The sequence below is a fragment of the Ekhidna sp. genome (assembly GCF_965212185.1).
In the GTDB taxonomy this organism is placed as follows: domain Bacteria; phylum Bacteroidota; class Bacteroidia; order Cytophagales; family Cyclobacteriaceae; genus Ekhidna.
Genome location: NZ_OZ243102.1, coordinates 1759656 through 1773591, shown reverse-complemented (window position 1 = coordinate 1773591; position 13936 = coordinate 1759656). Strand labels below are relative to the sequence as shown.

The window sequence follows — 13936 nt, the reverse complement described above, 5'->3', positions numbered from 1 at the left end:
GCTAGATTTTATTGCTCGAGTCTTTGTAGCCACCTTTTAGCAAGTGAATAATCAGGGTCAATGGTCAGTGCTTTTTCAAACATGACCTTAGCACCGTCAAGCTGACCTTGAGCTCTGCGTAAAAGCCCCATTCCGAGATAAGATTCCTTTCCTTCAGGATACACCTCTAAGGCATATTGAAAGATTTCTTCTGCGGCTATTAGATTCTTGCTTCGTATCGTGTGAAAACCAAGGTCAAATAGGAACGAGATAGGTGGCTGGATTTTATACCCGTACCGTTCCGATAGCGCATCGAAATGCTGTGTTACTTTATCTAACGATTCCAGGTTTTCACGTGGGTTGAAGGGTTTGAAGTCAGGATATAATACCAAAAGAAACTGTGTGAAATCCATCGCTGGTACATGACCCTGGTTTACCAATTCATCCACTGTATAGGTAAGATGCTCCGGTTTATGATCTGTTAAAACACGAGTGAATTCAGACACGTGATTTGTTAATCCTTCATTGTCGCTGTAAATGATGTGTAGAAATCTGTTTTCCGCAAGTGTTTGTAATGGACCTGTTTTTATCTTTTGTTGAAGCGCTGACGGTATGTTACTAAGGGATGGACTGCTTGCGAAATAGCCATTAAACAGAAGAGGATTGTTGACCAGTGTGTAAACAGTGAAAAAACCACTGTTAGAGCCTCCAAAAAGCACTCGAAATGGAGCCGTCTGGTAAGTGTTTTCCACGTGCGGTATCAGCTCTGTCTCAAAGAAGTTGATATAACCATCCGGGATGGTTGTGTCTTGATCCCTTGTTGGTAACAACATACGATTACCTTCGGGCAAGTCTATGCCAACGAGGATCATCTCAGGAATTTGTCCCTCGCCCATGTAGTCTAATGTAGAAGCCAACATAGCGAACCGGGCCCGGTAATCTGAACCCAACATATACAGCACGGGATAGGTCTTTTTGGAACCATTATAGTTGGCTGGTAAATGGATGGAAAGTGGAACAGTTTTGTTCAACACTTTCGAATGAAGTGTAGCTATTTTGCCCAACGTAACCGCTGGTTCACCAGGGTCGCTTTCTGCCTTTTCCTGAGCATAGACCGTATGCATGGTCATCAAACTCACTACTAGTAGCATTATCGCGATCGTAACTCCTCGATAGTTGTTGTTCACTTCCTCGAGGCGTTCAGCTAAAGAACTATTCATATTGTTTGGTTTTTTTTGATGGTTGTACTCCAAACTTCCAGGGTAAGTTGTGATTAACCACCGCTGAACTTGCCAACTGCTCTATGTATGAATGAACTGCTCCTATTCCTCCCTAAAAACCATTTTTATGCGGTTACTTTACCTAAGTAAAATCACTCCGTAAATGAACAGGCGGTCTCTCCCATCCTTACTTTTGATAGGTACTTTATTGCTGGTCACTTCCTGTGGGCAAAAGCCTGCCATATTCGAAGAACATGAGACGGTATTCCAGATTGGTGATCACTCAACGTGGGCGAAGAAGGTCTTTAATGATAGCAATTGGGAAAAATGGATAAAACGCATTCCTGAAGGCAAGATTTTCTGGTCCCGAACCCGGATTGATATTCTAAAAGCTCCTGAAGAATCTCGACCCTATGGTCTTCAAATAGATGCGTATGGGGAATATGAAATTTTTTGGGATGGGGTTTTCATTGGAAAAAATGGAAATCCGGGACAAGAAGCCGAGCTTCCTCCAGAGGGTAAATTATGGGTTACCTATAGTATACCAACGCATCTAGCTACGGAAGGTGAACATGTGATGGCTTTGCGATTGAGTAATTACTATTTTCCTGATCATGTAGGGTACTATGAATTGGAGATCGCTGATTATGAGGATCTGTTTACCGATATGCTCATTAAAACTTCTTACATGCATGTCTTTGCTGGAACATTTCTTATCGTATCCATCTATTTTCTCTTTCTCTTTCTAAATAACAAAAAAGAATATCCTACACTTATTTTTAGTGTTTGCTGCTTTTTCATTTTTGCTTTAGTAATAACCGTATTTAGTCAAGATTATATCTCCATACATTACCGTGTCCACGTCATTAGATTGCATATTATTAACTCGTTTTTGTTGGGTATTTCGTTTTTGATTCCCTACTACTTCTCCATACAATTTCCCTATTCCAAACGAAGATTGTCATTGATTGTATACGTAGTAGGACTCATTTTCTTATGGATTATTAGTGATCATGCTTTTAATTATAAAACCGTAGGCATGGTACTGAGTATGTGGATTTTCTCCTTTGGCATAGTAGCATACGGAGCTTATAAAAATGCAAGGGGAGCACGTCTTGTTTTAGTGACTTTACTTTTGTCGGTTGTGGTGTTTCTTGCCTCTGGATTTGTCATTAGTATGTACACTGGGTTGGGACTTATTCTGCTAGGTATGTTGTATCTACTAGCCCTTAACATCAAAGACCAGCGATTGGCCTATGAAAACACATTGGTTCAATCCACACGCCTACGATTGGAACTCTTAAAGAAGAACATTCAGCCTCATTTCCTTATGAATACCCTAACCTCTTTGATCGACTGGGTGGAAGAATCACCGAAAAAAGGTGTTCAATTCATTGAGGCATTAGCTAAAGAGTTTGATCTTTTTAATAAGATTGAAAATGAAACATTGATCCCTATTACTCAAGAAATAGCCCTTTGCCGTACACATCTGGAGATCATGGAATATCGAAAGGAAATAGACTATTCGTTGGAAGAAGAAGGGATTGATCCAGAGGAAAAAATACCCCCTGCTATTCTTCATACGCTTTTAGAAAACGGGATTACTCACAGCCTACCCTTGGAAGCCAACAGCATCCAATTTAAACTGATTTTTGAATCGAACGATGAATACAAGAGCTACACTTTTCTGACATTTGCTGCACGCATGGAGCAAGGAACAAAGACCAAGGAGGAAGGTACTGGCTTGAAATACATAAAGGCTCGGTTGACTGAAAGCTATGGTTCGAAATGGGATCTTACGTCGGAGCAGGCGGATCACGGTTGGAGAAACATTATTAAGATTTTCTTATGAAAATGAGCAGCACCCCTAAATCCCCTAAAGGGGACTTTATTAGCTCCCCTTTAGGAGTTGGGGGTCGATTAATGAACAAAATCCTCCAACGTAGATGAACATCTTAATCGTGGAAGATGAGGCGAGAATTGCCAAGCGTATCGAGCGAATGACGCGTGATATCATTGGTAATACGTTACAATCTCTCACCCACATTAACACACTCAATGAGGCATTGTTGTTCATTGAAAACAACACCCTTGATCTCGTTCTGCTTGACCTGAATCTTAACGGAGATGATGGTTTTGACCTGCTCAGCACGGCGGTTGCTGAATCATTTCACACCATTATCATTTCTGCTAACAAAGACCAGGCACTGGATGCCTTCGAATATGGCGTTTTAGATTTTGTGCCAAAGCCTTTCAACCAAGACCGGTTGCAACAGGCTTTTAATCGCGTGTTTACTAAAGAAAAATCAGAAAACGATCAGACGAAGCTTTTGGCCATTAAGAAAAGAGGCAGGATACAGCTTATACCTATTGCAGATCTACGCTATGTAAAGGGTGCCGGTTCTTATACCGAACTCTTCTTGACTGACGGGACAAAAGAGCTACATGATAAATCCATGGAGAAATTAGAGCAGTTATTGTCTCATTCGTTTGAGCGCATTCATAAATCCTATTTGGTGAAGATGTCTGAGGTAAAAGAGATTATTGTGAAGTCTGGGAGCAAATACATGGCCGAATTAAAGAATGGGGAATTGATTCCTGTTGGCAGAACAAGGTATAAGGAGTTGAAGGGGAAGTGGGTTTGAATGCTTTGATGGTATGAAGAAAAGTGTGCCTCATGACAAACTGTAGAAGTACTAATTGGGTATACTTCCATAATTGTCATAGATTAACGTTGTGTCTAGTTTGTTAATCTCTGAAGCAGCTCTGAGCCATTGGATTGAGAACTTTTATGGCTATGGATCCTGGGAAGCTCCCATATGGTTTATCAACCATGAAGAGCCAAGTGGTGATATGCCGGAAGAAGTTGCTGACAAACTAAATTATTTCATAGAAACTCACGCTGAAGTAAACAGTCCGACGCTCTGTGATCCACGGGCGCTCTACAAACAAGTACGATTTACCCCACAACGTTCCAGAGCTGATATTTTCTCCAACTTGTATGATTATCGGTTTGGTCCCAATGCTGTGCAACGAGGTGAATGGAAAGGAATCATCTCATTGGTACATGGATACAATAATCAACCAATTAGCGATGCTGAGACTTGTCTGGAGTATCAGTGCAATTCGTTGGCTACCGGGGTAAATAATGAGGCTTTGCTCCGGTTATACCCCTTGCCAGCCCACAGTCATGCCTGGTATTATAGCTGGCTGAATTTGAAGGATATGGATTTCCTTAAAAGTCGTACAGCATACCAGGAACACGTCTACGAGGTTCGTATGCAGGCAATTCTTGAACAGATTCGCATCTATCATCCAAAACTGGTCATAATGTATGATATGAAAAGTGTAAATACACTTAAGGAGTCCATTCAACGTCATTTTTCAGGTGTTAAATTCACAACAGTGAAGGCCATTCCTCACAAAATACCCCCACATCATGTTTCAAGGTTGACGGAAACAGATACAACCATTGTCATCACCACACAAAGCACAGGTTTGAGGCATAATCGTCCGGAAACCGGCTTTGATTGGGAGACTTTTGGTAGAGCGTTGAGCGTAAAATGATGATCACTTCTCTCCAACGTATATGCTACTCTAATTCCTTTAAATCACTTTTCGAATAGTTGATTATACTTTCTCTTTCACTAGATGTAAGGTCTGGATCATTCTCAACCAGGGAAAGTGTAGTCTTGTAATGTCGAATCGCCTTTGCTTTTTCACCTACCATCATGGAGTAGTAAGCGAGGTAATAATTCATCCGGGCCGATTCAGGATAGCTATCGTACCCAAGTTCATAAAGTCGCTGACGGTATATGTACTCTTCATCCTTTTGCCAGGCAAGCCAACTCCGGTAATCCTTGTAGAAGGATTTCGAATATGGTTGAAGATTCCCTTTCTCTTTTAACACTGCATAAATGCGCTCGATCTCATCGAACCCGTCTTTCATGAATCGATCTTTCAACACTGCAATGTTAGGTGGAGATGGAATTCCTTCCAAAACAAAAGTGCTATCAAGCTCCGTCAGTGCGTTCAAAAAGGTTGCTTCAAAAAGCACATCAGTTTTCCCTTTGATTTCCTGATCCAGGAATCTCAATACGAGTTGATGTGCTTCCTTGAATCCTTTTTGAGTGTTCCCCTTATGCTCACCAAGAATATTCGGAACAAAAGCATCGAACATGCCATAATTCAGCATGGTCCATTCTGACATATTCGCAAATTGAGCATAGTACCTATCAGCGTATTTGAGATGAAAAGTGTATTCCGGATCAATGGAGGGATGAGATGAATAAATGATTAAGATCGGAGCTGTAATGTTCTCTGGTGTGTAAAAAACCGATTCATTCAAAAGGCCTTGCTCAAAAGCGCTTGGAAGTCCTCCTTCCAGGCTGACTAGCGCTTTCAACTTGTCGTTTCTTGAAATAGCAGCAGCACCAACAGAAGATGAGATCGCATTGGCTACAATAGCTACTTTGTCCATATTAACATTGGATTGTTCACTCACTTTTCCCAATACGAATTCAAAATCATCAACTGCCACTTCTAACCCGATCGTTGATATTTCCATTCCAGAAGAAAATCGACCTTTTGTTGTAAACGCAACCACTACATAACCATGACTTGCCAGGTATTCACACGTGATGCTTTGAAATGCAGGACTACCACCGTTTGGGTAGATAACTACTGGAAATTTACCCTTGAGAGGAGTTGCATTGAGTCGTCCAAATACCTCCAACTCAAGCAACTGATTAAGATGCTCACTTGTAAAATCTTCCTTAGTACTCCCCAGCACTCCGACAGTAACATTTCCAAGGCCCTGAGTCTGCTCAATAAACATCTGCTTAGCAGACTCCTTCTGCTCTTCTGACTCTCCAAAATCTGTTTGTCTACCCCTTAGATAAACATAGTGTGAATAGTTGATTTGGTCCCCCGAGCCACTCTCTGCCGGGTACCAAACATTAATCTGGAACTGACGACCCAATTCAGGCCTGTGGTTATTGGTTAGATTCCCATCCCAATCGGCATAGGGCACACCATTTCTTGTTTGATCGTAGGTGAAGATAGTTTTATAGCCGACCGCATAGTCTCCCAAAACAAGATCTCTCATCATGGCTGGGCGCTCATTGATTGCTTGTTCCGTCTGACACCCATTCAAAACGATAAGTATCGACAATACAATTGGGAATCTTATCTTCTTGTAGCTATACATACTATTGAGTACGTTTTTGTTGTATAATGTGAGTTTCAAGCTAATTAGTTGTTCGCTACTAGCTTAAAGTCTCACTCATGGATAAAAACACAAACGGTTGTGAGATGAATAGGTTAAGCCTCAGAAGCATCTTAACAATCGTCCGGAGATTCACGAGAGACTGAGCGCATACCTGGTATGTACGATTCAATAATCACTCTCAACATACAGCCAACAGCTCCCCCAGTATCATCGATCAATGACAAATGCATTTTATTAGCGCTGCAAGCACTAGGAAAATAATGCCACCAGACATTGCTACCAGCTCTGTAAACTAAAATGGATATTGGAGGGAAATGATTACTTTACCAGCATTCATTTACATAAAAACATTTTGGAAAGCTGAATGTGCAAACAATTAACCTAGCCATATTGCAAGCTGATCATTTTTTAAATCGCACAATTTGTTGACCTCTCTAATAGGTGATATAGATTGGTTATGAATTTTATACCAAACGTCTATGCAAACCAGAAGAAACGCGCTCGGTACTTTTCTTATGTTCACAATCTTGGCTGCTTATTTAATAGCTTGCTCAAATGATGATACTTTATCGACACCCGACGATAACTCCACTGAAGAGGATGAAAATCCCGATAACCTAGCTGCCAATGGTAATTTTGAAGCCGGAACGACCGGATGGATTTTTTTTAGCAATGGAGGTAGTGCCGGAATTGATAATACAGAAAGCAACGGAAGTGGCAGCAACTCGGCAATCATAGTCGCAAATGGTGCTGGTAACCCTGGAATCAAGCAGGAACGTATTGGTATCGATACCGTTCAGGCAGGAGATGTAGTTCAAATTCAGTTTGACGTCAAAGGGTCCACTGAAGGTGAAGGAGGTATTTTTAATCTACTGCTTTTCATCGAGCGCGCGGAAGGCGAATCAGGTGATCCAATTACACATATTTTTGAACCTAGACCGGTATTATCTGGTGAATGGACCACATTTACTGGATTGTATACCATCCCGGATAATGCAGTCGTTACTGGTGGCATATCCTTTCTCATCGAGTCTGTATGTGGCGGAGTTGCAGGATGCAAAGTCACAGCAAATGTGGATAATGTGCTTGTTTTATTAAATCCATAAATCATCCAGTCCATATCAACCAGTCGTGCGTAAGATGCAGTGAACATATAAAAGGTGAGCCTTTTAGAAAATGTTGCTAGGAACATTACAATGAGAAATGCATCCTTTTTTGATTCACCTATCAGTCGAAAATACCTTGGCAAATCCACATATCCTTAAATAGGTATCCGGTTACTGCTGTGGAGTACTGACTAATTATCTTTTGTACATTTTAATGGTAAAAAAATGAAAATTTATCTATTCTTTTTCCTCCTATCCTTTGCAGTATCTGAAAGCCTTTTCTCAAGCAAATAACAATGATCAAGGCCTCACCAATGTTTATCATTATCGGGGAATTCAGCCACATTATATAATCCAGATGGTACTCAATCGGTAATTGAACTGTGTGGAAGTACTGCAACACTAATTACGATTGATGGTAATGTTTTGTCGGTTATTTATAGTGGATTATCATCGTCAGTACATGATGTAGATGGAACGATAATAATGATAAATCACAGAAGGAAATCATCTATATGCTCTACTGCCTATGGAAACCATACCATCATGCATACTTTTGGAAGTATTGAGGAATGGCCCTATAAGAATCTAATTGATGTGTTGATTCATATGAATTGCAAAAGTTATATTAACCCGAAAGTCCGACATTTCGGTAGCCATTCAGTTAAGTATTGGAAAACAAACTTCAATTGTCTCGTGATTAAGATTTGAGGCATACACTGTGCGCGAATTAGAAAGCATGATACAAGAGAAAGTGATCTTTGCTTGGCTCAAACAAATTAGACATCTGCCACTATTTAAATCTCCCGAAAACTTTGTAACTTATTAGTTCTAAACCATTTAGCTGTATTCACTAAACCTTAATACTATGAAAAGCCTCATTATACTCTTATTCTGTATCGCATCTATCCACATTAAAGCGAATAATCTGTCCATTTCAAATATCTCATTAACTGGACAAAATACAAGCAGTGATTTCACATTAGTTCAATTTGATATCAGTTGGGACAACTCCTGGAGACTTAACAACAGACGGGATGCTGTCTGGGTTTTTGTAAAATACAGAACAGCTACAGCATGGAATCATGCTACCCTCAACTATGTAGATGGTACGGCTGCCAATGATGGTCATACAGAAGCTACAGGAAGTACAATTACAACTTCTTCGGATGGAATCGGTGTTTTCATTTATCGTGATTCAGATGGAAATGGGTCTAACAATTTCACAACTGTTCAGATTCGTTGGAATTATGGAACAGACGGTCTGGGAGATGACGATATTGTTGACGTACAAGTATTTGCCATAGAGATGGTCTATGTACCTACTGGAACTTTTGCTGCAGGTGACGGTACGAACGGATTTACACTTACAACGATAAATACTGGACTTGCCACTACTCTTCCATCTGGAAGCGGAAGTCTCGGAGGTGAAGCAGGAGGCTATCCTACAGGCGAGACAGCACCAGATAATGACTCTTGGCCAAACGGATACAACGCATTTTACTGTATGAAATATGAAGCAAGCCAAGACCAGTATGTTTCTTTCTTAAATACTTTGAATGGAACCCAACAAGCAGCGCGAGTTTCGGCAGTTACTGTTGGAAATTTTATGGAAGATGATGACCTTCAAGCAGCACCAGTTAACAGAAATGGTATTAAATGCCAGGTAGCCCCATCTGGTTCGGTCGCAGGAATCTACGCAATGGATTTAGATGATGATGATATATATGATGAATCAAACGATGGTGAAAACATTCCTGTAAATTGGGTATTCTGGGGAGATCATGCAGCCTATCTGGACTGGGCAGGATTACGTCCGATGACAGACATGGAGTTTGAAAAAGCTTGCAGAGGCACTGCCCTGCCTGTTGCCGAGGAATTTGCCTGGGGAACAACCAATATTTATGCTACCGATTTTACGTTTACCAATTTTGGAACAGCTTCGGAAGGCATTTCCAATATGGGTAGTAACACCGGAAATGCCCTATATAATGACACCAGGTTTAACACTACAGGTCCAATAAGAGGTGGGATCTTCGCGGCAAATGCCACCAATAAAACCCGTGAAGAAACCGGAGCTACCTACTATGGTATTATGGAAATGAGCGGCAATAACTTAGAGCTTCTGGTTCTCGAGACTCATGCTACAGGTAGATCATTCACTGGGCTACATGGTGATGGAGAATTGAATGCTAGTGGAGATGCCGATGTAACCAACTGGCCCACAAGCTCAGGAACGGGAGCAGGTTATGGAGGTGGTTCCAGAAACCAGAATGCAGGCTTCCTTGAAGTCTCACTCATCAACTCGACCTCACCTGCTTCACGAGCACTTAATTATGGCATTCGTGGAGTACGATCAGAATAGTACCTGAATCATGAGATTCTTCTCTTATAGTCTCAATCTATGTCTGCTCCTATCCATTTTTTGTGTGCAAGCTCAGTATAATGGTGGGGTTGGTGGTGGACACAATTCAATCGTATTGTCAATAGTTGCACTTAATGGTGATGATGCCTCCGGGATCTACAACGGAGGGAGTGGAGATGGTTTTGCTGGTATTTTCGGTACATCTGTTCTGTTAGATGGTAATGCTCAAATCCTTTTTAATGGTGGGAATGGTGATGGGTTTAGTGTCTTGAATAGATTGAATCTTTTAATGAATGGATCTTCTAGTATTGTTTTTGCCGGAGGTAATGAAGACGGATTTGGTCAATCGATTAATTTAAATGTATTTTTATCTGGTTCAGATCCTTCCCTTGCTTTTAATGGTGGGAATGGTGATGGTTTTACAAGGCTGACTTTGGTTAATTCACTTCTTGGCACAACAAATCCGTCTTTTTTGTTTAATGGTGGAAACAGTGATGGATTTGATAATGCTTCTGCACAGAATATTTTACTTAACCCAAATGGAGCTTCCTTTCTTTTTTCAGGTGGTAATGAAGACGGTCATAGCCAAAATATCAACACCAATCAGTTTTTAGGAGGAAATTCAGGCAGTTTGATCTTTACAGGAAATGCGGGCGATGGATTTGACGACCAAAAACTCTTGAATTCTTTACTGGATGTGGACAATATCACATTTTTATTTTCCGGTGGGAATGCTGATGGGTTTGATGACATAAGTGCTGAGAACATTTTGCTAACCGGAAATGATCCGGCATTAATTTATAATGGAGGAAATGCAGATGGAGCAGACGCAACATCAATCTCAAATCTATTCTTCGGTGGCACTAGTTCAAGTATAGTATTTAGTGGAGGGGAGGCTGATGGATATGGTTTGATATTGGAAAATATAAGAACCTTAAATGGTAGTCATCGTGTTGGTTCAGGAACTAACCTTGCTTATAATGGCACAAATCAATATATAAGTATTGGGGATGACTCCAGCTTAGATATCACCGATGGAACGATTGAGTTTTGGTTTAAACCGGATTGGGTGCCTGGTTCATTAGGAGGTACCAATCCTATGGTAGTTGGAAAACGTACAACAGGCACTACCCAGTACAGTATTCATGTGACAGACAACCTAGATGCTATCGGATTACATGATGGAACTACTTTTGGTTCGATTTCAACCACATTTGAACAAGGAGAATGGTACCATATAGCTTTTGTAGATGGAGGATCAGATACTGATGTGATTGTCAATGGAATCAATCTCGGTACAACCGGAAATGGCTTTACCAGTAATACAGGCGCTCCATTCAATATTGGTTCTAATGATGGCAACTCCGAATTTTTTACTGGTGAAATCGACGAAGTTCGAGTATGGGACACCAACTTATCCCTAACAAGGATACGTGACTGGATGAATGTGAAATTAACAAGCTCACATCCTAACTATGCTAATTTGGTAGGTTATTGGAGATTTGATGAAGGGAGTGGTTCTACAACCAAAAACTGGGCTGAAGGCTCAAACGGAATCCTAAACAACACCCCAACCTGGACTAATTCAGGAGCTATGATAGGTGACCAATCAACACACAGCTATATTTCTCCTACAACACTTTCTTTAAATGTTTTAGGTGCGGGTCAGCTAACAGTAGATATTGTTGGAGGTACTGCAGATGGAATACAAATCTATTATATTGGTGAATCTCCATCTGATGCATCTCCTCCTGCCAATTTCAATAACCTTGACAACAAATACTTTGGGGTTTTTATGACAGGGGCTAATCCCTTTTATGTGATAACGTATGATTACTCAGGTAATACGCAGGTTAGTAGCGAATCAAATATTCAATTGGCATATCGAGCGAATAATTCAGAATCCTGGGTAAATCTTGGTGGTATTGTGGATCAAAGTGCCAATACAATAACTCAAGGAGGATTACAGGGCACAGAGTTTATTTTAGGGGGTACTACTGACCCCCTTCCCATCCAATTAATAAGTTTTAATGCTGATGTTAAACCAAATGGTGTCATTCTTAATTGGAAAACAGCTAGTGAGCTCAATAACTATTACTTCATACTAGCCAGGTCATTGAATGGTACAAACTTCGAAGACATCACATTAGTCGAAGGAAACGGAAATAGCAACAAAGAAATATCTTACCAGTTTATTGATTCAAATGCTGCATTTGGAATTAATTTTTATCGGCTTACACAAGTTGATTTTGACGGTACTGAGACCATAGTTGGTACGATTGCTATTGATTTCAAATATCTTAAAAACCAAATAGATATTTACCCCAATCCAGCCCCAGATCAATTATTCATTGCTATGCCTGATCGCAAGCCTTCTGTTTTAACATTTGAACTAAGAGACTTACAAGGTAAAGTATATCTTTTCAAGCCAAATCATAAAATTGGATCTCTGTATTCCTTTTCTGTAAATCATCTTAAAAATGGCATATATCTTCTTACTATAACAACCAGCAAGGAAGTTTACCATCACAAACTGTTGATTGAAAATCGTTAAAATGAAGGAGAAATTTCACTTATAAAAGACTTACAAGTAACTCAAGACCAGGCTGCTTGATTTACTTTTCTTCCTTTGCATTATTGAACAGTACATGTACCCAGACATAGGCTGGATCATGAAGTGATAGTAAAGTAAGTAAGGTTCAACTAATTTCATCTCGCAATCTTAAAAAATGCTATTTGATTTTGACGTATATTTTATTAGGTGCTTATTACTGACATAGCTATCAGATCCATTTTAGCTTTTTTAACTCTCGAAACTATATTATGATAATATGCTATACCGCCACCTGGCATGAAATTTGCATTTATGAGTGTGCTGAGTTTGATATTAGCATACTGTGGCGGAGTACTGACTAATTGTTTTTGTACATTTTAAATGATAAAAAAATGAAAATTCATCTATTCTTATTCCTACTCACCTTTGCAGTAACTGAAAGCTTTTCTCAAGCAAATAATAATGATCAGGGTCTCACCAATGTTTATCATTACCGGAACAATATCTTTCTAAGAAATTATGATGGTACACGTTCTCGAATTGATGTGAATTGGAATTCAGCCACGTTATACAATCCAGATGGAACTCAATCAGTAATTGAACTTTGTGGAAGTACTGCAACACTAATTACGATTGATGGTAATGTTTTGTCAGTTATTTATAGTGGATTATCATCGTCAGTACATGATGTGGATGGAACAATAATAATGATAAATCACAGAAGGAAATCATCAATATGCTCTACTGCATACGGAAACCATACCATCATGCATACGTTTGGAAGTACTGAGGAATGGCCATATAAGAACCTAATTGATGTGTTGATTCATATGAATTGGTACATGCAAAAGAAGATTCTACATATATCGGATGAATCCGAAGTAAAAGTGACTATGAACTAATGGAATTAGGAATACAAAGATGGAGCCCAGTAGCAGGTTTTCATCTGAACAAAAAAATGGTGATGTTCCTAAGTCCAATTATATTTTGAATGAGTCTCAATTAATTCGTCTTACTAGATCTAGTCTAATAAGCATCTATATATCTAAATCAAACTCCACCACTTTTGGAGGTGTACACGTAAGCTTACTACAACTCATAAACTTTATAGTTGCTCTCATTCTTGCTGGAGTTTTAATAAGCACTTTTTGATTAATGACTAAACTATCTGAATATTTGACTACTTGCATACCAAAAAATGGATCTATTTCCTCAATCCTAGTTGTAAGTCCCTCATTTGCTAAACCAATCAATTCAAAGGTTGTTTCGCTTTCCAAATTCAACTTAGTTGGAATTGGTCCATTGTCATCATTGAGGTACTGAGAATATACATACCATCCCTCTTCTATTTTTGCTGTAAATTGAAGTTCCACTGTATCTCCAGATAAATACGCTACATCATTTTGCCAGTTAACATTAAGGCTTTGCTTTTCAGGAATAAAGAAGTAGAGTGACAATGTCAAAATGAAGATTGATTGCATA

General features: G+C 39.7%; 10 protein-coding genes. 7 read left to right on the top strand and 3 right to left on the bottom strand.

Features of this window, described 5'->3' with window-relative positions; translation table 11 throughout:
- Positions 1 to 8: 8 nt before the first annotated feature.
- Positions 9 to 1199, bottom strand: coding sequence for an alpha/beta hydrolase-fold protein (locus ACOMC3_RS07740; protein ID WP_420318963.1), 1191 nt, complete (start codon positions 1197 to 1199; stop codon positions 9 to 11).
- Positions 1200 to 1362: 163 nt separating this feature from the next.
- Between ACOMC3_RS07740 and ACOMC3_RS07735 the strand changes: the two genes are divergently transcribed.
- From ACOMC3_RS07735 to ACOMC3_RS07725, 3 genes are all read left to right on the top strand, one after another.
- Complete coding sequence (locus tag ACOMC3_RS07735) at positions 1363 to 3051, top strand: histidine kinase (RefSeq protein ID WP_420318962.1); 1689 nt, start codon at positions 1363 to 1365, stop codon at positions 3049 to 3051.
- 94 nt (positions 3052 to 3145) lie between these two features.
- Entirely contained in the window at positions 3146 to 3844 is a 699-nt protein-coding gene (locus tag ACOMC3_RS07730; protein ID WP_420318961.1) for a LytR/AlgR family response regulator transcription factor, read from the top strand.
- Positions 3845 to 3935: 91 nt separating this feature from the next.
- The gene (locus ACOMC3_RS07725) at positions 3936 to 4766 is read left to right on the top strand and encodes a hypothetical protein (RefSeq protein ID WP_420318960.1); all 831 of its coding nucleotides are present in this window, start codon (positions 3936 to 3938) and stop codon (positions 4764 to 4766) included.
- Between the two features lie 25 nt (positions 4767 to 4791).
- Here ACOMC3_RS07725 and ACOMC3_RS07720 read toward each other — a convergent pair whose 3' ends face one another.
- A complete protein-coding gene (locus ACOMC3_RS07720) occupies positions 4792 to 6447 on the bottom strand; it encodes a dienelactone hydrolase family protein (protein ID WP_420318959.1) in 1656 nt (551 codons plus the stop codon).
- Between the two features lie 461 nt (positions 6448 to 6908).
- Between ACOMC3_RS07720 and ACOMC3_RS07715 the strand changes: the two genes are divergently transcribed.
- From ACOMC3_RS07715 to ACOMC3_RS07700, 4 genes are all read left to right on the top strand, one after another.
- Positions 6909 to 7535, top strand: a complete 627-nt coding sequence (locus tag ACOMC3_RS07715; protein WP_420318958.1) for a carbohydrate binding domain-containing protein — start codon at positions 6909 to 6911, stop codon at positions 7533 to 7535.
- An 868-nt stretch (positions 7536 to 8403) separates the two neighbouring features.
- Entirely contained in the window at positions 8404 to 9900 is a 1497-nt protein-coding gene (locus ACOMC3_RS07710; protein WP_420318957.1) for an SUMF1/EgtB/PvdO family nonheme iron enzyme, read from the top strand.
- Between the two features lie 10 nt (positions 9901 to 9910).
- Positions 9911 to 12454, top strand: a complete 2544-nt coding sequence (locus ACOMC3_RS07705; RefSeq protein ID WP_420318956.1) for a LamG-like jellyroll fold domain-containing protein — start codon at positions 9911 to 9913, stop codon at positions 12452 to 12454.
- Between the two features lie 392 nt (positions 12455 to 12846).
- On the top strand, positions 12847 to 13356 hold the full coding sequence (locus ACOMC3_RS07700) for a hypothetical protein (RefSeq protein WP_420318955.1): 510 nt from the start codon (positions 12847 to 12849) through the stop codon (positions 13354 to 13356).
- Positions 13357 to 13491: 135 nt separating this feature from the next.
- On the opposite strand, the gene ACOMC3_RS07695 is transcribed toward ACOMC3_RS07700, so the two are convergent.
- The gene (locus ACOMC3_RS07695; protein WP_420318954.1) at positions 13492 to 13935 is read right to left on the bottom strand and encodes a protein-disulfide reductase DsbD domain-containing protein; all 444 of its coding nucleotides are present in this window, start codon (positions 13933 to 13935) and stop codon (positions 13492 to 13494) included.
- Position 13936 lies beyond the last annotated feature (1 nt).